Below are 21,126 nucleotides of genomic sequence, written 5' to 3' on the forward strand. Positions count from 1 at the left end.
CGCGACGCGCCGGGACATGTTTTACCCGATGCGCGGCCTCGACGCCAGCATCGGCTCATACAGTCGCGAATGTGAGGAAAATAGGGCTCCGCCCGCTTTCAGGGGCGCAAGGCTCGCCCACACACAGATTTTTACGGCCGACTGCGCCCTATCCGCCACGCAAAACGCCGTTCGCCTTGAAATAGGTGACGGCGCCGTCCGCGATGAGGCCCGCGACCTTGTCCCGCCAGGCCTTGCTGGTCAGCAGTTTTTCGTCCTCGGCGTTGGACAGGAAACCGAGCTCCAGCAGAACGGAGGGAACGTCCGGCGCCTGCAGCACCCGGAAGCCGGCATGCCGGAGCGGATTGTTGATGAGCTCGATCTGGCCCTCGAAGGACTTCACCACATGTTCGGCGAGCTGGATCGAAAAGGCCTGCGTCTCACGCCGCGTCAGGTCGATGAGGATGTCGGCGACTTCCTCCGGCTCGTCCTTCACCTCGATCCCGGCGATGTCGTCCGACAGGTTTTCGCGCACCGCGAGGCTCTCGGCGAGCTTGTCGGAGGCGCGGTCGGAAATCGTGTAGACGGTCGCGCCGCGAATCCCCTTCTGGCGCAGCGTGTCGGCATGCAACGAAATGAACAGCCGCGCCTTGCCCTGACGGGCGATGGTCACGCGTTCGGGCAGCGATACGAATGTGTCGTCGCTGCGGGTGAGGAAGGCGCGGAAGCCGGGCTTGGCGTTGAGCTTGTCGGCCAACGTCTTGGCGAAGGACAGGGTCACGTCCTTTTCCAGCGTCTTGCCGGAGGCGCCGAGAGCGCCGGTGTCGATGCCGCCGTGGCCGGCGTCGATGGCGATGATGATGTCGCTGCTTTCCTGAGGGGTCGCCGGCGCGACGCGCAGGGTCTTGCCGCCGGCGATCTTTTCGCGATCCCAACTCTGATTCTTGACGAGCGCCGAAAACTCCTCGGCGCTGGTCATTTCGCAATCGAGGACGAGGCGATAGCCCTTGCCGGCTTCGTTTTCCCGCGCTTCGGCCAGAACTGCCTTGAACGGGCGCTTCGCCGTCAGGACGAGACGCGAGGACCCCTGCCCCATTCGCCCGTAGCGGATGTCGGTGAACAGCCCTTTCGGCGCGAGATCGCCTTCCCCGAAACCGAACGCGGTTTCGTCGAGATCGACGATCAGGCGCGCAGGCGACGCGGTGTAATGCAGACGGAAGGCGGGCTCTCGGTCGAAATCGATGACGATGCGGGCGCGGGAATCGTCGCCGGCGATCCGCGCGGCGTAGGCGATGAGCGGCTGCTGCCGCGACGGATCTTCGGCGCCGCGCGCCGTTTCGCATCCGATCATCAGGCCGATCGCCGCCAGCCATGCCATCAAAATTTTATGCATGCTTTGTGCCGTCCCGCCTTCGGCGCCGCGCGCCACCTGTCGCAAAATAGGCCTGATTTCTTAGCGAAACCCTGATTCGGCCGGCCGAAACATAGATTTTCGCGACCCTCGGCGCCAACACCCAGAAATTGGCTCGCAAGAAAATTCAATGATTTCCGCCAAAGAGTGAATTCGATGGGTCAATAATGTGACGGATTTGCGTCACCCCTTGATATTCGCATGGATAAACCATAGAAGGTATGGGAGTGAATAGTGAAAGCTGGATCGCATTGCCCGGGAGGCTGCCAGGAGGATGGCGCCACGCCAGGGGTAATATCCGACGCTGATGCGCATTCACCGAGGCTCTATCCGGTCATGCGACGTTTCCGCATGGAATTTCAGGCGGTTGGCCGCCACACGCTCGTGAAGTTCGGGCACATTCATTGGACCGCAAGGTCTTGGGCATAGACATTCTCGCTCGGTAAGACATTGACGCAAGCGATCTTATTCTCGACGGCAACGACAGATCATGCGGCTCCGCCGCGTCTCCGCCGCGCCCTCAGGATCGCGTCACGCCCCAACCGACGGGAAACATCATCCGGCAATCGGCGCGTCTCGCGCCCGGCACTCCCCCTTCCTGGCGGACCTTTGCGCCAAAGCCTCGATTGCCGAGGAGTTACAGATACATGGCAGACAAGATGCTTATCGACGCGTCTCACGCTGAGGAGACGCGCGTTGTAGTCGTACGCGGCAACCGCATTGAAGAATTCGACTTCGAGTCGCAGCATAAGAAGCAGTTGCGAGGCAATATCTACCTCGCCAAGGTTACCCGGGTCGAACCTTCGCTTCAGGCCGCTTTCGTGGATTACGGCGGCAATCGACACGGTTTCCTCGCTTTCGCGGAAATCCACCCAGATTATTACCAGATACCCCTCGCCGATCGTCAGGCTCTTCTGAGAGCCGAGGCCGAAGAACATCGTCGCGACGACGATTTCGAGCCTGTCGGCCGCGCCGAGCCCACCTCGTCCGCGCATGAGCCGGCCGCGGGCCTCGAAGAAGCTCCCCAGCCCGACATCGAATCCTGGCAGGGCCGCAGTTTCGAAACACAGGCCGCCCCCGCCGCCGAAGAGGCGCCCGCCGAGGTCGCCGTCGAAGCCGTCGACGCCGCGCCTGCGGAAGAGGCCGCTCCCGCCTTGGAGGCGGAGGCCGTCGAAGCGCCTGCCGAAAAGCCCAAGCGCGTCCGCAAGCCGCGCGCCAAGAAGGTGAAGGTCGAGGAAGCGCCCGTCGAAGCCGCGACCGAAGGCGAACAGCCGCCCGCGGACGCGTCCGAACCGTCCGACGACGACAAGGGCTCGACGCCCCCCGCCATGCCCATGGTCGCAGACGTCGATTCGATCTCCGAAGACGCCCGCCGTCGCGGCGGCGATGACGAGGACGACGACGATGATGACGACATCGACGAAAAGGAAGTGATCGAATCCGTCGGCGCCGAAGACGCCATGGAGGAGGTTCCCGATCGCGTCGTGCGCAAGCCGCGCAAGCAGTACCGCATCCAGGAAGTGATCAAGCGCCGGCAGATCCTGCTCGTGCAGGTCGCCAAGGAAGAGCGCGGCAACAAGGGCGCGGCGCTGACCACCTACCTGTCGCTCGCCGGCCGCTATTCCGTGCTGATGCCGAACACGGCGCGCGGCGGCGGAATTTCGCGCAAGATCACCAGCCCGCAGGACCGCAAGCGTCTCAAGGAGATCGCCCGCGAACTCGAAGTGCCGCAGGGCATGGGCGTCATCCTGCGCACCGCCGGCGCCAACCGCACCAAGGCCGAAGTCAAGCGCGACTTCGAATATCTGATGCGGCTGTGGGAAAACGTGCGCACCAAGACGCTGGAGTCGACCGCGCCGTGCCTGGTGTATGAAGAGGGATCGCTGATCAAGCGGTCGATCCGTGACCTCTACAACAAGGACATTTCGGAAGTCATTGTCTCCGGCGAGGAAGGCTATCGCGAAGCCAAGGACTTCATGAAGATGCTGATGCCGAGCCACGCCAAGGTGGTTCAGCCCTATCGCGACATTCATCCGATCTTCTCGCGCGCCGGCATCGAAGCGCAGCTCGACCGCATGCTGCAGCCGCAGGTGACGCTGAAGTCGGGTGGTTATATCATCATCAACCAGACCGAGGCGCTCGTCGCCATCGATGTCAATTCCGGCCGGTCCACACGCGAACATTCCATCGAGGACACCGCGCTCCAGACCAATCTGGAAGCGGCGGAAGAAGTCGCCCGCCAGCTGCGCCTGCGCGACCTCGCCGGTCTCGTCGTGATCGACTTCATCGACATGGAGGAGAAGCGCAACAATCGCCTGGTGGAAAAGCGCCTCAAGGACCACCTCAAGAACGACCGCGCCCGCATCCAGGTCGGCCGCATCTCGCATTTCGGCCTGCTCGAAATGTCGCGCCAGCGCATTCGCGCCTCGGTGCTCGAAAGCACAATGCAGGTCTGCCCGCATTGCAACGGAGCGGGTCTGGTGCGCTCGCAGTCGTCGGTGGCGCTGCATGTTCTGCGCGGCATCGAGGAGTTCCTGCTCAAGAGCACGACGCACGACATCATCGTCAAGACGCCGGCAGACACCGCGCTTTACCTGCTCAACCAGAAGCGCGGCACGATCGTCGATTATGAAAACCGCTTCGGCGTCTCCATCACGGTCATGGCCGGCGATGAAGGCGGCGCGCAGCACTTCATGATCGAGCGCGGCGAAGCCGTCGAGAATCCGGTCAAGATCGAGCAGCTCATCCACTTCCCCGTCGAGGAAGAGGAAGACGAAGAGATCGTCGAGATCGAGGACGAAGAAGACGACATCGAGGAGAGCGCTGCGCCGGCAGCCCCGCAGCAGGCGCGCTCCGACGACCAGTCGAACAAGAAGAAGAAGCGTCGTCGTCGTCGTCGCGGCGGCAAGCGTGACGGCGCCGACAACAACGGCGCGAACGGCTCGGACGACAATGGCGACGAAAGTGGCGACGACGATGACGACGCCAGTGAAGCCGACGACGCCAACGGCTCGGCGGAAGAGGTCGAGGGCGCCGACGCGTCGTCTGCCGACGCCGCTTCGGAAAGCGACAGCCGCAAGCGCCGCCGCCGCGGCAAGCGTGGCGGACGCCGGATGCGCGAAGGCGACGTGAACGGCTCGTCCGAAACCAACGACGCCGACGGTGAAGCCGCCGACGGGTCGGAGACGCAAGACGCGGCTCCGGAGAACGCGGCCGAACCATCGGCGACAGAAGCGCCCGCTCCGCGTCCGCGACGGGCTCGCGCCAACCGGGCCGAAGCCGCAGCCGCCCCGCAAGCCGTCGAGGCCGTCGTGGTCGAGGCCGCGGCGGAAGAGGCAGCCGAGCCAGTCGTCGCCTCCGAACCCGATGTCCCTTCGGAGCCTGCGGCTTCGACGGTCGCCGAAACGACGACGGAATCCGAGCCGGCCCCCGCGACCGAACCCGAGGACGATGCGTCGGCCGACGACAAGAAGGTTCGATCCAATCGCGGCGAGGCAGCGCTGCAGGCCTCGCAGCCGGTGGTCGTCTCGTCGTCCGGTCCCGAAAAGACCGAGGACGACGGCAAGCCGAAGAAGGGTGGATGGTGGCAAAAAAGGGGGTTTCTTTGATGCCCTCATCCGCCTGATCAAAGGCTGAGTTCAGGAGGTCCGTCTCGACATCGAGGCGGATCTTCGCATTTGTGAGGGGCGATTTTTCACGATCCCGCGAGAGCGGCCCCAGAACCGCCTTTTTCTATTTCCACGCCCGAGAGCGACGACTATAAACGGCCCGCCACACCGGCCGCACGAGAGGAAATTCGACGATGAAGACAATGACCTGGGCGGCCGCGCTCGTTTCGCTGATGGCGGCGTTCCAACCCGCGATCGCCGCCGACAGCTTCTCCAGTCAGCAGAAGGACGAGATCGGCGCGATCGTGCGGGACTATCTGCTCGCTCACCCCGACGTCTTGATGGAGATGCAGCAGGCGCTCGAGAAGAAGCAGAACGAAGCGCGCATGGCTCAGGCCAAGGTCGCCGTCGACGCCAACAAGGACCTGATCTTCAACGCGCCCTACGACCTCTCCGTCGGCAATCCGCAGGGCAAGGTCACCGTGGTCGAGTTCTTCGACTACAATTGCGGCTATTGCCGTCGCGCGATGAAGGACATGGACACGATCGTGAAGTCCAATCCCGATGTCCGTTTCGTGCTGAAGGAATTCCCGATTCTCGGACCCGACTCGGTCGCGGCCCACAAAGTGTCGGACGCATTCCGCGCGCTGGCTCCGGAAAAATATGGCGACTTCCACCGCGAACTGCTCAGTGGCGACCATGCCGACGAAGCGCGCGCCCTCGACATCGCCAAGACGCTCGGCGTGAGTGAGGAGGCGATCCGCGCCGAGATGGACAAGCCGGGTTTCGACGCGCGCGTCCAGGACGCCTACAAGCTGGCGACCGAACTCGGAATTTCCGGTACGCCGTCCTACGTCATCGGCAACGAGACGATTTTCGGCGCGGTCGGGGCCGACGCGCTCAACCAGAAAATCGCCAATGTCGGCCAGTGCGGCAAGACAGTCTGCTGATTTGTTGCAAAAGCCGGGAAAAGCGAATACATGGCTTTCCCGGCCGCCCCGCCTGTGTACAACCCCTCCGGCGCCACGCGGCCCTTTCCCTGTCACCCTCCCCGGTCTATAGGAGGGGATGCGTGCATGCAGGAAGAATGGATGACCCAGACTGTCTATATTTTGAACGGCCCCAATCTCAATATGCTCGGCAAGCGGGAGCCGGGAATTTATGGAGCCGCCACGCTCGACACGATCGCGGAGGATTGCCGCAAGACGGGCGCGGAACTGGGTTTTTCGGTGGACTTTCGCCAATCCAATCACGAGGGCGTGCTGATCGACTGGCTGCACGAGGCCAATGACAAGGCTGTCGCCGCGCTGATCAATCCCGGCGCCTACGGTCATACTTCGATCGCGCTGCACGACGCGATCCGCGCCATTTCCATCCCGGTGATCGAACTGCACCTGTCGAACATCCATGCGCGGGAAGAATTCCGCCACAAGACATGGACTGCGCCGGCGGTGAAGGGTGTGATCTGCGGTTTCGGGGCGCATTCGTACACACTGGCCATGCAGGCCGCCAGGACGATCGTCACATAACGATAATAGGACATTGAAAAATGGCTGAGAAGAAGACGGGCATTGATCAGGCGCTGATCCGCGATCTGGCCAACATCCTCAAGGACACGGATCTCACCGAGATCGAGGTCGAACAGGCGGATATGCGCATCCGCGTTTCGCGCAACACCCAGCAGGTGTTCGCCCAGGCTTCCATGCCGGCTTACGCGATGCAAGCGGCGCCGATGGCTGCGCCCGTGGCCGCCGCTCCCGCCGCCGTTGCGGCCGAAGCCGCGCCTGCCGCGCCGGCCGGCTTCAAGTTGACGTCGCCGATGGTCGGCACCTGCTACCACTCGCCGGCCCCCGGCTCCGCGCCCTTCGTGACCGTGGGCCAGCAGGTCAAGGAAGGCCAGACCGTGCTGATCATCGAAGCCATGAAGACCATGAATCAGATTCCGGCGCCGCGTTCCGGCAAGATCGCCGCGATCATGGTCGGCGACGCCGCGCCCGTCGAATTCGGCGAGCCCCTGCTTGTGATCGAATAAGGCGGATCCCATGATCTCCAAGATCCTCATTGCCAATCGCGGCGAAATCGCCCTCCGCGTGCTGCGCGCCTGTAAAGAGCTCGGCATCGCGACGGTCGCGGTGCATTCGACCGCCGATTCGGACGCGATGCATGTGCGTCTCGCCGACGAAAGCGTCTGCATCGGCCCGCCGCCGTCGCGCGACAGCTATCTGAACATCCATCAGATCGTCGCCGCCTGCGAAATCACCGGCGCAGACGCCGTGCATCCCGGCTACGGCTTCCTGTCGGAAAACGCCAAGTTCGCCGACATACTCGACGCGCACGGCATCACCTTCATCGGGCCGACCGCCGATCATATCCGCATCATGGGCGACAAGATCACCGCCAAGCAGACGGCGCAGGATCTCGGCATTCCCGTGGTGCCGGGCTCGGCCGGCGAAGTGCTGTCGGACGAGGACGCCCTCAAGACGGCGCGTGAAATCGGCTATCCCGTGCTGATCAAGGCAACCGCCGGCGGCGGCGGACGCGGCATGAAGGTCGCCAAGACCGAGGAAGATCTGCTCGAAGCCTTCAACACGGCGCGTTCGGAAGCGGCCAACGCCTTCGGCAACGATTCCGTCTATATGGAGAAATATCTCGGCAAGCCCCGGCATATCGAGATCCAGGTGTTCGGCGACGGCGCCGGCAACGCCATCCATCTCGGCGAACGCGACTGCTCGCTGCAGCGCCGCCACCAGAAGATCTGGGAAGAAGCCAATTCTCCGGCGCTCAACGTCGAGCAGCGGATGAAGATCGGCCAGATCTGCGCCGACGCGATGAAGAAGCTGAAATATCGCGGCGCCGGCACGATCGAGTTCCTCTATGAAAACGGCGAGTTCTATTTCATCGAAATGAACACGCGTCTGCAGGTGGAGCATCCGGTCACCGAAGCCATCACCGGCATCGACCTCGTGCATGAGCAGATACGCGTCGCTTCCGGCAACGGCCTGTCCGTGACCCAGGACGAGATCGTCTTCCAGGGCCACGCGATCGAATGCCGCATCAATGCCGAGGATCCCCGGACCTTCGTCCCCTCGCCCGGCACGATCACGCATTTCCACGCCCCAGGCGGCCTGGGCGTGCGTGTCGATTCCGGAGCCTATGCGGGCTACAAGATCCCGCCCTATTACGACAGCCTGATCGGCAAGCTGATCGTGCATGGCCGCACCCGTGTGGAATGCATGATGCGCCTGCGCCGCGTGCTCGACGAATTCGTCATCGACGGCATCAAGACGACGCTGCCGCTGTTCCAGGATCTCGTGTCCAATGCGGACATCGCCAATGGGGATTACGATATCCATTGGCTCGAGCATTACCTGGCCAATGACTGACGGGATTGCGTGATGGCGCGTTTATCGCATACCGCCGCCATCACGCCCGAGATCCTGCTCCGCGCCTATGCCGCGGGGCTTTTTCCGATGGCCGAATCGGCCGACGACCCGGATATCTTCTGGGTCCAGCCCGAGATGCGCGGCGTCATCCCGCTCGACGGCTTCCACGTTTCCAAGAGCCTCGCCAAGACCATTCGCAAGCGCCCGTTCGACATCCGCTTCAATACGGATTTCGACCAGGTGATCGTCAGATGCGGCGAGCCTGCGCCTGACCGTCCCTCGACCTGGATCAACCCGTTGATCCTGATGCTCTACAAGGAGCTCCATAAACTCGGCTACGCCCATTCGGTGGAGGCATGGGAGGGAGGCGAGCTTGTGGGCGGCCTCTACGGCGTATCGCTCGGCTCGGCCTTTTTCGGCGAGAGCATGTTTTCCCGCCGCACCGACGCTTCGAAGATCTGTCTGGTGCATCTGGTCGAGCGGCTGCGCGAAAAGGGCTTTACCCTGCTCGACACGCAGTTCACCACTGAGCATCTGAAGAGTTTCGGCGCGATCGACGTGCCCAAACGCGATTACGAGAAACTACTCGACCAGGCGATGCAATCGCCGGATCTCGATTTCTGAGTCTTTCCGGCAGGCTTAGTTGAAGTTCGGCTCGTCGAAATTCTGCTCTGGAGCCGTCAGGTCCGGCAAATTCTGCATTTCCACGGGCGCGTCCGGATCCAGCAATTCGCCATCGGCGGGCGGCGCGGGTTGCATCGTCGGAGCTTCCGTATCCGGCGCATTCTCGGTCGGCGTTTCGGTCTTCGGATCGGGGATAGGGGTCGTATCGATCTTGAAGCCGTCTGGACGCGGCACGTCCGAGGATTGCTTGCAGCCGGTCAACCAGATGTCGTAGATCGGGTGATCGACGGCGTTGAGGCCCGGAGAAGCGGCGAACATCCAGCCGCTGAAGATCCGGCGGATCTTGCGGTCGAGCGTGATCTCGTCGACTTCCACGAAAGTCGACTGCTTCTGCGCTTCGGTTTCGTCGCGGCTGAAGCAGACGCGCGGCGTCACCTGAAGCGCGCCGAACTGCACCGTTTCGTCGATATAGACGTCGAATGTGGTGGTGCGGCCGGTGATCTTGTCGAGGCCCGCGAACTCGGCCACCGCATTCTTGATCTTCGCCGCATCAGCAGGCGTGGCGGCGAGGCTTGCGCCAATCAAAAAGGCTCCGGACAAAACAGTCCGCAGCGTCGTCGATCGCATCCTAATCGAAGTCATCCCGTTCACGTATCGCAGTCTCCGGCCATGCGGTGTGCGTTAGACGGCAATTATGGCCGGATGAAGGGAGGCCTTAGCCGCGCGGCGTCCAGGCGTCGTAATCGCCGGTCACGCGATCGCGTTCGCCACCCGTGGCGAGCGAGCCCTTGGGACGGTAGGCGGCGGCCGAACCGGTCGGATTAGCGCGATGCGCCTTTTCCCATTCGCGCGCCGCATAGGTCTGCTCGGTCGGCGGAACGTCGGTGCGGTAATGCATCCAGCCGTGCCAGCCGGGCGGAATGGCGCTGGCGTCGGCATAGCCGTTATAGACCACCCAACGACGCGTACGGCCTTCGCTGTCCTTGCCGCCGGTGTAATAGGTGTTGCCGAACTCGTCCTGTCCCACCTTCTTGCCGAAGCGCCAGGTGTGAAACCGCGTGCCGATGGTCTGACCGTTCCACCAGGTGAAAATCTGCAGGAGAAGCTTCATGAGTCCGGAACCCTGAATATGCGGCGCGAGACTCCCCGCGCCCGAAAGAATGCTCTGCTTATGCCGCTGCGCAGCAAGAAAGTCCAGCGCCCTCTCACGCAAAATGGACCTGCGCCGGCTTGCAAATCGACGTCGGCGACGCCAATGTCCGCACCGGGGAACGAGACGCGAGGGGAGCGCGGAAGATGATGATGCGAATGATCATGCGGGTGACGGTCGCCCTGGCTCTGGCGGCTGCGGCGGCGAACGGCGCGCGCGCCGACGGCATCGCCATCGTGCAGGCGGTCGAACAGGCGACCGGGGTGTGCAATGGCGCCACGGCGGCCGAAGCCTTCGAATGCGCCAAGGACAAATGCGTCGCCGCCGGTGCCGCAGCGCGCGAGGACTGCCTGGAAATGACCTGGTGCCAGAGCGGCTGGACCGTCGACGTGTTCATGCAATCCACCGAAGGCCCGCATTGGCACGAATATCATTGCGGCTGGTCGAGCCGCGCGGAAGCCGAAGCTGCGGGCTCGCTCGCCTGCAATCCCGAACGCAAGACGCAGTTGATGGAATGCGCCGCCGTCCAGATCTACGATCCCGACGGCAAGGCGATGATGGAGAATTGAAAATGACTGATCTCGGCGACCTCGCCGCCCGCGCGCTGGGAGAAGTCAGCGCCTGCCTCTACAAGACCGATGAAGCGGAACTGGAGGCGTTGATCTCGCATCTGATCATTCCTCGCCGCATCGCGATCTACGGCTGCGGCCGCGAAGGGTTGATGATGCGCGCATTGTGCATGCGGCTCCATCACCTCGGCCTCGATGTCCACATGGTCGGCGACATGACCACGCCGCCGCTCGGCGAAGGCGATCTGTTTTTGGCGAGTTGCGGCCCCGGCTATCTCGCGACCGTCGATTCTCTGGCGCGGACGGCCAAAGCCGCCGGCGCGGCGATCGCGGTGATCACCGCCGAACCAGACGGAGCGACGATCAGGCTTTGCGACGCCGTGCTGACCATTCCCGCCCAGACCATGGCGCGCGACGAGGATCAGCCGACATCCTTCCTGCCGATGGGCAGTCTGTTCGAAGCGGCGCAATTCATGCTGTTCGAGATTCTGGTGATCCGGCTGCGTGACCGGATGGGCGAGACGGCCGAGACCATGCGCGCCCGCCACACCAATCTGGAATGATCAGAAGCTGAGCGTCTTCTCGAGAATGAGCGCGGGGATGCCGGAATTCTGAGTCCCGCAATTCTTGGTCCAGCCAACTTCCGCGAAGCCGAGCCCCGTGTAGAAGGCGACGGCGCGCTCGTTCTTCGGCTCGACCTCGAGCCGCATGCGCTTGGCCGAGGGAAAACAGGTCTCGACTTCGGCGAACAGGTCGCGGCCGATGCCCTGCCCCGTGAGCCCCGGCTCGACATAAATCATGTGCAGAACGGCGACGTCGACCTCGTCTTCGGCCATCGCCGCATAGGCCATGCCGCCGATGACCTTGCCGTCGTCGGCCACCACGAATTCCGAATCGGGGCGCTTGAGCCGCGTCTTCAGGGCCTCGACGGAATGCCAGGCTGCGGTGATCTCATCGACCTTGTCGGCGCCATAGAGCGTGTCATAGGTCGCATGCCAGCTCCGCCCGAGAAGGGCGGAGACGGCTTTGAGATCGCCCTCGGAGGCTGTGCGGACGAAGAACATCCGCGATCAGTCTTCGAGACCGAGCTTGGCTTTGACCAGCGCCTGCACCGCCTGCGGATTGGCCTTGCCGCCGGTCGACTTCATCACCTGGCCGACGAACCAGCCGGCCAGCGTCGGCTTGGCCTTGACCTTCTCGACCTGATCGGGATTGGCGGCGATGATTTCGTCGACGGCCTTTTCGATCGCGCCGGTGTCGGTGACCTGCTTCATGCCGCGGGCTTCGACGATCTCTGCGGGATCGCCGCCTTCGGTGAAGACGATTTCGAACAGATCCTTGGCGAGCTTGCCGGAGATGACGCCGTCCTTGATGAGATCCAGGATGGAGCCGAGCTGCGCCGGGCTGACCGGGCTGTCCTCGATGCCCTTGCCCGCCTTGTTGAGCGCGCCGAGCAGATCGTTGATCACCCAGTTGGCGGCGATCTTGGCGTCTCGGCCCTCGGCGAGCTTTTCATAGTAATCGGCGATCGCCTTTTCAGACACCAGAACCGAGGCGTCATAGACGGTCAGGCCGAGATCGCGAACGAACCGCTCCTTCTTGTCGTCGGGCAGTTCCGGCAGGTCGGCCAGGAGCGAGGCGACGAAGGCGTTGTCGAATTCGAGCGGCAGCAGGTCAGGATCGGGGAAGTAACGATAGTCATGCGCGTCTTCCTTGGAGCGCATCGACCGGGTCTCGCCCTTGCCGGCGTCGAACAGCCGGGTTTCCTGATCAATCGCGCCGCCCTCCTCCAGAATGGCGATCTGGCGGCGCGCTTCATATTCGATGGCCTGGCCGACGAAACGGATCGAATTGACGTTCTTGATCTCGCAACGTGTGCCGAACGCGCCGCCCGGCTTGCGCACGGAAACGTTGACGTCGGCGCGCATCGAGCCCTCGTCCATATTGCCGTCGCAGGTGCCGAGATAGCGCAGGATGGTGCGCAGCTTGGTGAGATAGGCCTTGGCTTCGTCGGACGAGCGCATGTCGGGCTTGGAGACGATTTCCATCAGCGCCACGCCGGAGCGGTTGAGATCGACATAGGACATGGTCGGATGCTGGTCATGCAGCGACTTGCCGGCGTCCTGCTCGAGATGCAGGCGCTCGATGCCGATTTCGATATCCTCGAACTGGCCCTGCCGATCCGGACCGAGCGAAATGACGATCTTGCCCTCGCCGACGATCGGATCCTTGAACTGCGAGATCTGGTAGCCCTGCGGCAGGTCGGGATAGAAGTAATTCTTGCGGTCGAACACCGAGCGGTGATTGATCTGAGCCTTCAGGCCGAGACCGGTGCGCACGGCCTGCTTGACGCATTCCTCGTTGATGACGGGGAGCATGCCCGGCATGGCGGCGTCGACGAGCGACACATTGGCGTTCTGCGGCCGGCCGAACTCGGTCGAAGCTCCCGAGAAGAGCTTGGACTGGCTGGTGACCTGGGCATGGACTTCCATCCCGATCACCACTTCCCAATCGCCGGTGGCGCCGGCGATGAAGCGTTTCGGATCGGGGGTGCGGACATCGACTATGCTCATTCTTGAAGCCTTCTTGCATGCATAAAGCGTGGAACTTTCCGGTAGAGCAAATGCGTTTGGGAGGCAAGCGTGGAGTCCTCACCGGACTGACGCAGGCTTGCAACGGGCGGGAAAAAATGCGGGACAACAGTGTGCGGCGCAAAAGCCGCCGAGGCGCCGAGGCTTCTATCAGAGTTTTCTTTCTGATACCGTTTTCGCGGAAAGCAGGTATATAGAGGCCATGTTGAGTTTAAAGGCGCATATACGGGCCTCGTCCTTGATCGCACTTCTGGTCCTTCCGGTTTATGAAAAGCCGGCAATGGCCTTCGAGATCTTCGGGATGAAGTTCTTCGAAGACGAAGACGATGCGGCGGCCGTGTCCGACCCGGTGCGCTATGCGCTGAATTTCGATCCGGGCGAGGACGATCTGCGCAAGGATCTCGAAGGCGCGTCGCTGCTGTTCCAGGAGCAGGAAAAGCCCGTGTCCGGCGATCTCGGCGTGGTCATCAAAGCCCGCGACGATCGCGACCGTCTGCTTGCCGCTCTTTACGAACAAGCGCGATACGGCGCCGTCATCGATATCAGCGTCAACGGCGTGCCGGTCGACGACTTGCCGCCGGTTCCGGATTTCCCGCGTGACAGACCCGTGCCTGTGTCCGTGAAGGTAGCGCCCGGACCTGTCTTCAAGCTTGCCGAGACGAAATTGGGCGCCGACGCCGCACAGTTCGATCCAGGCGATCTCGGACTGAAGACCGGCGACGCCGTGGGCGCAGGACAAGTGATCACCGCCGCCGGTCGCGTGGTGGAGAATCTCGAAAAGGAGGGCCGACCGCTCGCCAAGCTGACCGGCCGCGAACTGGCCGCCGACCACAAGACCAGTGAGACGACGGTGACCATCAATGCCGAGGGCGGCCCGGTGGCGGATTACGGCAACGTCTCCATCAAGGGCTCGCGGACCGTCGACCCGGAATTCATCCGGCAATGGGCGCGCCTGAACACCGGCGAGCGTTACGACCCCGAAAAAGTGAAGGAAGCGACGGAGCGGTTGCGAAAGCTCGGCGTCTTCTCCTCCATCGCCATCACCAAGTCGCGCCGTCTCGACCAGAGCGGCCGCATTCCGATGGCGATTACGGTTGCGGACGGCAAGCAGCGCTATTTCGGCGCGGGCGCCGAATTCTCGACCATCGACGGCATCGGTCTCTCCGCCTATTGGGGCCACCGCAACCTGTTCGGCGGCGCCGAATCGCTGAAGATCAGCGGCGCGGTGTCGCGCCTCGGCAGCACGCTGGACTGGAAAGAACTCGGCTACGACTTCTCGATCCTGTTTTCAAAACCCGCCGCCTTCAACCAGATCACCACCTTCAATGCCGGAGTGATCGCCAAGAACGAAAATCCGGACGCCTATCGGGCCTCGACCATCTCGATTTTCGCCAACACCAGTTTCGACGTGACCAGCAAGGATGTGGCGACGGCGGGCGTGGACCTCACCGCCAACCGAACCAAGGACGTGTTCGGCAAGAACGACTATCTGATCGCCTCCGTGCCCTTGAGCTGGACTCGCGACGCCACCGACAATCCGCTCGACGCCACGGAAGGCTACAAGCTCGACCTCTCCGCCATCCCGAGCTACGAAGCGCTTGAAGGAACTCCTTTTTCTTCCTTCGAGGGATCGGTGTCAGGCTATTGGGGTCTCGGCGAAGAGAACGGCGTGGTGCTGGCCGGCAAGCTGTCGCTGGGCACGCTGGTCGGCGTCGACCAGTTGAAGGATGTGCCGGCCATCAGACGTTTTTACGCCGGCGGCGGCGGCTCGGTGCGCGGCTACGGTTATCAGGAGATCAGCCCGCGCAATGGCGACGGCGACGCGACGGGCGGTCGTTCCTATGCGATCACCTCGATGGAAGCGCGGGTGAAGGTCACGGAAAAGATCTCCGTCGTGCCTTTCATCGACATCGCCTCGGTCAACAAGGCGCTCTATCCCGATTTCAGCGATTTCCGCGCCGGCTATGGCGTGGGCTTCCGCTACGCCACCGGCCTCGGCCCGATCCGCGTCGATGTCGCCCTGCCCAGCAAGAAATATGATGGCGGGTCGTCCTTCGGCATCTATGCCGGCATCGGCCAGTCATTCTGAGGAGGCGTTCGTGGCCCATATGAGTTTCACCGCCTTCCTGTTTCGCAGCCTCCGCTATGGACTGATCACGCTGCTGAGCCTGATCGCGCTGATAGCCGTGCTTATCGGCGCGCTCGGCTTCACCGCGCGCGGCAACCAGTTTCTCGCCGACCAGGCGGCGGCGTTCCTCGAAAGCCCCGATCTCAAGCTCGATATCGACGGGCTCAGCGGTCTGCTCGACGGCTCCGTGCATATCGACGGGCTGACCGTCGCCGACAGCCGCGGCGTCTATGCGACAGTTCGGGATGTCGATCTTACCTGGCGTCCTCTCGACCTTCTGAAGGCCCGGGTGCAGATCGATGCGTTGCGTGCAGGCGAGGTCGCCGTGTCGCGACCGCCCGTGACCACAGTGGAGACGGTTGACGACGGCGCGTCTTCCGGCCTGCCTGTGGAGATCGCGCTCGACAGGCTCGCACTGCCGCGCATCGATCTCGGGGCGGCGTTGATCGGCCGCGACGCGTCCTTGTCGGCCGAAGGCTCGGCGAAACTCCTGGCCAACGCCGTCGCTGCGACGCTCAACGCCTCGGAGCGCGCCCGTCCCGAAGCCCGCGCCCGGGCGGTCGTCGACTACCGACTGGACAGCGGCGCGCTGAAAGCGGATATCGACGTCGTCGAGCCCGCCGGTGGTCTGATCGCCAATCTCCTGCAACTGCCTGGCCGCCCGGATGTGGCGCTGTCGCTGAAGGGCGACGGCACGCTCGACAATTGGCGCGGCGCCGCCACAGGCATGGTGAGCGGCCAGAACGTGCTGCGCATCGAAGGCGGCGGCGGACGCGCATCCGACGGCGCGGTCACCGTGTCGGTAACGGGCGGCGGCCAGTTCGCCGAACTTCTTCCGCCGGAGATCCGGCCTTTTTTGACCGGCGACACGCGCCTCGATCTCGACGCGTCGCGGTCGGTCGACGGGGCGATCACCATTTCCAAGGGCGCAATCGCCAATGACCGCTTTCGCATCGACGCGCAAGGCAAGCTCGATCCCAAGGGCGAGGCCGATCTCGCGCTGACGCTTGTCCCGGCAGGCGACGGCTTGGCGCTGCAAATGCCGGGCGACGACGCCGTCTCGGCGACCGTGCGGAGCGCAAAGCTCGCCCTGTCCGGCCCCTATGGCGCGGCGAAACTGTCGGCGGAAATCGACGCAGCGGAGATCAAGACGCCGCAGGCCGGTTTGGCCGATGCGAAGGTGACGGCTCGAAGCGACAGCCTCGATCTCGCCACGGCGTCGGGACGCATCGAATTTACGGGCGACATCGGCGCGCTGACGATGAGCGACGCTACCGCCGCCAAGCTCTTGAACGGCCCGGCGCGCTTGTCGGGCGCAGCCGTGGTGGACGCCGGCGCCATAACAATCGAGAAATTCAGGCTGGAAGCCGCAAAGGCGTCGGTCGACCTCGCCGGCCGCTTTGACAGAACACAGGGATCGGCCGAGGCGGATTTCGCCATCGACGCCGATCTCGCCGCGGTCGCCCCCCCACAAGGTAGCGCCGCGCTGGCTGGACAAACCAAACTCGCGGGCTCCGTCGTCTATTCCGCGCAAGCCGGCGTGGCGCTGGACAATCTCAAGCTCGACGCCAAGGCGCTCGATGCGACCGGCAAGGCGACATTGGGCGCGGATCAGAGCTTGACCGGCGCTTTGGATCTGGCGCTCTCCGACGCCAGACTCTTCGACCCCAACGCCTCCGGCGCCGCCAAGGCGACGGTGACGCTCTCGGGTTCACTGAACGCGCCGAAAGCCGAGATCGTGCTGTCGTCGGATCAACTGGCTTATGCCGGACAGACGCTCGCGAAACCCGCGGCGACCGTGTCGGCTGGATTGAAAGACGGCGCTCTGGAGGCGACGGTCGACCTTGCGGCCGAGTATCGCGGTCTGCCGCTCTCGCTCACGAGCGGCGTGAGCACGGCCGACGGCGCCGTCGTCGCAAGGAACCTCACCGCCTCGCTCGGCAAATCCTCGGCGGCGGGCGATCTCACCCTCAACGCCCGCGGCGTTCCCGAAGGACAAATCGCCTTCAAGCTGGAGGATCTCGACCAACTCGCCGGTCTCGCCGGCCAGACGGCTCAAGGCGCGCTGGCGGGAACGGCCAAACTTTTCGACAACAACGGCAAGATCGGCCTCGATCTCCAGGCCTCGGGCGACAGGATCGCCGCCCAAGGCGCGGACCTCGCCTCACCGGAACTAACGCTGCGTTCGGACGATCTGCTGGCGCAAGCCGTCACGGGAGACGTCGCCGCCAAGTCCTTGACGGCGCAGGGCGCGACGGTCGTTGCGCCCAAGCTCGATCTGGCCTTTGCGGAGCAGAAGCTTCGCTTCGATCTCGCTGCGGAACTCGACAAGGCGCCCCTCGCGGCGACCGGAACCGTGGACCTCTCCACCCCGTCGCCGCGTGTGACGATGGACCGGCTGGAAGCCGCCCCGCGCGGGGTCCCCTTGAAATTCGGCGCCGGCAAGACCTTGTCGCTGACGGAAGGCGGCAGCGTCACGCTCGACGCGCTGAATATCGCGATGGGCTCCGGCGCCGTCACCGTCAGCGGATCCGCGGGGGCGGAACTGGATCTGACCCTGGACATCAAGGACCTGCCGCTCGATATCGCCAACCGCTTCGTCGCCGATCAGGCGATCGGCGGCTTCGTGTCGGGCAAGGTCAGGATCACCGGCAAGGCCGCCGATCCCAAAGCGGATTTCGATCTCAAAGCCACGGCGCTCAGCGCAAACGCGTTGGCGACCAATGGCCTGCCGCCGCTCGACGCCGATGTCAGCGGCCGCTACGCCGCCAAAGTCGTCGACGCCACCATCGCGACCACGATCCGCAACGAGCCGGTCACGCTGAAAGCGCGGGTCGACATCTCCACGCCCGGGATCAAAATCGACGGCCTCGACATCCGGGCCGCCGGCGCAAAGATCAACGGCGGCGTCTCGCTGGACACGGCGAACCAGCCGACAGGGACGTTCCAGTTCGACATACCGGACGCAGGCAAACTGGCGGCGCTGGCCGGCCGAAAGGCAGAGGGCGCCTATGACGGCTCGGTCCGCATTGCTCCGATCGATAAGGGTCTGTCCGTCAATGTCACGGCCAAGGGCGATGTGCGCGAGCAGCCTTTGTCGCTGTCGCTCGACCTGACGCGCCAGTCGGGCCTGATTGCACTGCCGGCCTTTGACCTGTCGCTCGGCCCCAACAAGGCCAACGGCGCGCTGACGCTCAACCCGGACCTGCTGCCGACCGGCAAAATCAATTTCGACCTGCCCGATCTGTCGCTGCTCGCCGCCATGGGCGGGCAGACGGCGGAAGGCGCGCTCAAGGGCCAGGCCGACATCCGCGCCGAAAACGGCCGCCTCGCCGCCGACGTCACCGCCAAGGGCGCGCTGCGCGGCCAGGAGATCGACATCAATCTCAAGGGCGCCCAAACGGCTGCGGGCGGGATTTCCATCCCTTCCCTCAACGCCATGATCGGCCCCAACCGCATCGAAGGCGCGATCAAACTCGACAGCCGGTACAAGCCTGAGGGACAGGTGCGATTCACGCTGCCCGATCTCGGCCTGATCGGCGCTCTGGCGGGGCAACCCATCACCGGCGCGCTGGAAGGCGAAAGCAAGTTCGCCAGCAAGGGCGACGCGATCGAAGCCACCGTCAAGGCCCGCAGCAAAAGCCTCTCGGGCTTCGGCGCCGAAATCAAGGGGCTGAACGCCGATATGTCGTCGCCCGATCTGCTGCGCGGCGTCGTCACGGGCTCCGTGAGGGCCGATCGCATCGCCCAGGGGGCCAACGCCGTGGACGCGCTGGCGCTCGACTTCGACCGCCAGGGCGCCGCGACGCAATTTGCGTTGACGGCGAAACTCGATGGCGCGCCGGCCGCCGCCAAGGGCAAGCTGACGCCCGAAGGCGATGGATTGCGGCTCGATCTCCAGACGCTGTCGGCCGCCCCGCGCGGCGTGCCGGTCAAGCTTACGGCGCCCGCCTCGCTCGTCATCGCCGGCGGCGCTGTCGATCTCGGCGAGATCAAACTGGCGCTGGGCGGCGGCTCCGTCACCGTCAAGGGCGCGGCGGGCGGCGAAAAACTGGCGCTCGACGCGCGCATCTCCGCTCTTCCCGCTCAGCTGGCCAACAGCTTCTCGCCGGGTCTCGGCGCGAGCGGGGCGATCAGCGGGACCGCATCCGTCGCCGGATCGCCGTCGCAGCCGAGGATCGGCTTCGACCTCGCCTGGAAGGGGGCCGAAACCGCCCAGACCCGCGCCGCCGGCCTCGGCGCCTTCGCCATCACCGCCAAAGGCGCCACCAAGGGCGACGCGCTCAGCCTTGATGTGACGGCCAATGGCGGCGGCGGATTGAACGGCCGCGTCACCGGCTCGGTGGGACTGACCGGCGCCCCCAGCCTGGCTTTGAAGGCCCAGGGCAAGCTGCCCTTCGCGGCGCTCGGCAGCCTCACGGCGCCGCAAGGGCTTGCGCTGAAGGGCGCTGCGGACTTCCAGCTGTCGATCTCCGGCGCCGCGACCAACCCCAACATCACCGGCCGCATCTCGACCAGCGGCGCCGAAGTCACCGTCATCCGCCAGAACTTGGTGATCAACAAAATCGCCGCCACGATCGATCTCGACGGCAAGCAGGCGCGGATCTCCAGGCTCACCGGCAATTTTGCTTCGGGCGGCTCCCTGGCGGTGGGCGGGACCATCGGCATTGCGCCGGGCTCCAATTATCCCGCCAATCTCACCATCGATCTCAACCGCGCCGTCTATACGGACGGGCGCATCGTGGCGGCGAAATTGAGCGGCAAGCTGACGCTGACCGGCCCGCTGGTCGCCGGTCCCCAGCTCGGCGGCGAAATCCGCATCGCCCGCGCCGACATCACCGTGCCGCAGAGTCTGCCGGGCTCGCTCGGCAAACTGAACATCCGCCATGTCGATCCGCCCGCCGATGTCGCGGCGCAAGCCAAGGCGATCGGCTCCAAGAAGGCGAGCGCCGATCAGGGCGACACGGGCGCCGACGACGCCGGCTTCAAGCTGAACCTGACGATTTCGGCCCCGCGCCAGATCTTCGTGCGCGGCCGCGGCCTCGACGCCGAACTCGGCGGCCGCGTGCGCGTAGCGGGCACGGCGGCCAATCCCCGCGTCATCGGCGCGTTCAATATGCGGCGCGGACGCCTTTCGATCGTCGGACGTCGGCTCGATTTCACGTCGGGCTCGATCTCGTTTACCGGCGGCATGATGCCGGCGCTGGATCTGGTGGCGACGTCGACCCTGAGTTCGACGACGGCGACCGTCAGCGTGGCCGGCCCGGCGAGCGATCCCAAAGTGACGTTCTCGTCGTCGCCTTCGCTGCCGCAGGACGAGATCCTCGCGCAGCTGATCTTCGGCCGGTCGGCTTCCAGCCTTTCGGCGGTTCAGATCGCGCAGCTGGCGGATGCGGTGGCGTCGCTGGCCGGCGGCCAGTCGTCGTCGCTGTTCGACAAATTGCGCCAGGGGCTGGGGGTCGACGACCTCGATCTCGGCACCGACGAGAACGGCAATACGGCGCTGTCTGTCGGCAAATACATCAACAAGCGCACCTATCTGCAGTTCCAGCAGGGCTCGGATTCGAGTTCGACGCGAGCGATCATCAATCTCGATGTCGGCAAGGGCGTGAAGCTGAAGGGCTCGGCCGGCGCGGATGGCTCCACCGGCGCCGGCGTGTTCTACGAGAAGGAATATTGACGA

Annotated in this window: 15 protein-coding genes; 10 read left to right on the forward strand and 5 right to left on the reverse strand. The window is 64.2% G+C overall.

Annotated elements, in window-relative coordinates; genetic code table 11:
- Positions 1-148: 148 nt before the first annotated feature.
- Positions 149-1,372, reverse strand: coding sequence for an N-acetylmuramoyl-L-alanine amidase (locus OCK01_RS06220; RefSeq protein WP_412178984.1), 1,224 nt, complete (start codon positions 1,370-1,372; stop codon positions 149-151).
- Between the two features lie 665 nt (positions 1,373-2,037).
- On the opposite strand from OCK01_RS06220, the gene OCK01_RS06225 reads away from it, so the two are divergent.
- The 6 genes from OCK01_RS06225 (at position 2,038) to aat (ending at position 9,005) form a co-directional block, all read left to right on the forward strand.
- Positions 2,038-4,998: an Rne/Rng family ribonuclease gene (locus tag OCK01_RS06225; protein ID WP_263823376.1), complete on the forward strand. Its 2,961-nt coding sequence runs from the start codon at positions 2,038-2,040 to the stop codon at positions 4,996-4,998.
- Positions 4,999-5,192: 194 nt separating this feature from the next.
- Positions 5,193-5,948: a DsbA family protein gene (locus tag OCK01_RS06230; RefSeq protein WP_182826485.1), complete on the forward strand. Its 756-nt coding sequence runs from the start codon at positions 5,193-5,195 to the stop codon at positions 5,946-5,948.
- 141 nt (positions 5,949-6,089) lie between these two features.
- Positions 6,090-6,527, forward strand: coding sequence for a type II 3-dehydroquinate dehydratase (gene aroQ / locus OCK01_RS06235; RefSeq protein ID WP_263823377.1), 438 nt, complete (start codon positions 6,090-6,092; stop codon positions 6,525-6,527).
- A 20-nt stretch (positions 6,528-6,547) separates the two neighbouring features.
- On the forward strand, positions 6,548-7,030 hold the full coding sequence (accB, locus tag OCK01_RS06240) for an acetyl-CoA carboxylase biotin carboxyl carrier protein (protein WP_263823378.1): 483 nt from the start codon (positions 6,548-6,550) through the stop codon (positions 7,028-7,030).
- A gap of 10 nt (positions 7,031-7,040) precedes the next feature.
- The gene (gene accC / locus OCK01_RS06245; RefSeq protein ID WP_182826488.1) at positions 7,041-8,381 is read left to right on the forward strand and encodes an acetyl-CoA carboxylase biotin carboxylase subunit; all 1,341 of its coding nucleotides are present in this window, start codon (positions 7,041-7,043) and stop codon (positions 8,379-8,381) included.
- A gap of 12 nt (positions 8,382-8,393) precedes the next feature.
- The gene (gene aat / locus OCK01_RS06250; protein WP_263823379.1) at positions 8,394-9,005 is read left to right on the forward strand and encodes a leucyl/phenylalanyl-tRNA--protein transferase; all 612 of its coding nucleotides are present in this window, start codon (positions 8,394-8,396) and stop codon (positions 9,003-9,005) included.
- A gap of 15 nt (positions 9,006-9,020) precedes the next feature.
- Here the strand turns inward: aat and OCK01_RS06255 are convergent, their stop codons facing one another.
- Together OCK01_RS06255 and OCK01_RS06260 are read right to left on the reverse strand one after the other, a co-directional pair.
- Positions 9,021-9,590, reverse strand: a complete 570-nt coding sequence (locus OCK01_RS06255) for a DUF2155 domain-containing protein (protein WP_263823380.1) — start codon at positions 9,588-9,590, stop codon at positions 9,021-9,023.
- A gap of 130 nt (positions 9,591-9,720) precedes the next feature.
- On the reverse strand, positions 9,721-10,116 hold the full coding sequence (locus tag OCK01_RS06260; protein WP_263823381.1) for an NADH:ubiquinone oxidoreductase subunit NDUFA12: 396 nt from the start codon (positions 10,114-10,116) through the stop codon (positions 9,721-9,723).
- A 185-nt stretch (positions 10,117-10,301) separates the two neighbouring features.
- Here OCK01_RS06260 and OCK01_RS06265 point away from each other — a divergent pair, with 185 nt between their 5' ends.
- Positions 10,302-10,724, forward strand: a complete 423-nt coding sequence (locus OCK01_RS06265) for a hypothetical protein (protein ID WP_263823382.1) — start codon at positions 10,302-10,304, stop codon at positions 10,722-10,724.
- A 2-nt stretch (positions 10,725-10,726) separates the two neighbouring features.
- The gene (locus tag OCK01_RS06270; RefSeq protein WP_182826492.1) at positions 10,727-11,287 is read left to right on the forward strand and encodes an SIS domain-containing protein; all 561 of its coding nucleotides are present in this window, start codon (positions 10,727-10,729) and stop codon (positions 11,285-11,287) included.
- On the opposite strand, the gene OCK01_RS06275 is transcribed toward OCK01_RS06270, so the two are convergent.
- Together OCK01_RS06275 and gatB are read right to left on the reverse strand one after the other, a co-directional pair.
- On the reverse strand, positions 11,288-11,788 hold the full coding sequence (locus OCK01_RS06275; protein WP_263823383.1) for a GNAT family N-acetyltransferase: 501 nt from the start codon (positions 11,786-11,788) through the stop codon (positions 11,288-11,290). It lies immediately after the preceding gene.
- A gap of 6 nt (positions 11,789-11,794) precedes the next feature.
- Positions 11,795-13,297 (reverse strand): Asp-tRNA(Asn)/Glu-tRNA(Gln) amidotransferase subunit GatB, encoded by a 1,503-nt coding sequence (gene gatB, locus OCK01_RS06280; RefSeq protein ID WP_182826494.1) that lies wholly within the window; start codon positions 13,295-13,297, stop codon positions 11,795-11,797.
- A 220-nt stretch (positions 13,298-13,517) separates the two neighbouring features.
- Here gatB and OCK01_RS06285 point away from each other — a divergent pair, with 220 nt between their 5' ends.
- Positions 13,518-15,404, forward strand: a complete 1,887-nt coding sequence (locus OCK01_RS06285) for an autotransporter assembly complex protein TamA (protein ID WP_263823384.1) — start codon at positions 13,518-13,520, stop codon at positions 15,402-15,404.
- 19 nt (positions 15,405-15,423) lie between these two features.
- Positions 15,424-21,123 carry a translocation/assembly module TamB domain-containing protein gene (locus OCK01_RS06290; protein ID WP_263823527.1) on the forward strand — a complete coding sequence of 1,900 codons (5,700 nt, stop codon included), beginning with the start codon at positions 15,424-15,426 and terminating at the stop codon, positions 21,121-21,123.
- Positions 21,124-21,126: the final 3 nt, after the last annotated feature.

It is taken from the genome of Rhizobium sp. TRM95796 (assembly GCF_025779995.1).
Classification (GTDB): Bacteria; Pseudomonadota; Alphaproteobacteria; order Rhizobiales; family Rhizobiaceae; genus Rhizobium_E.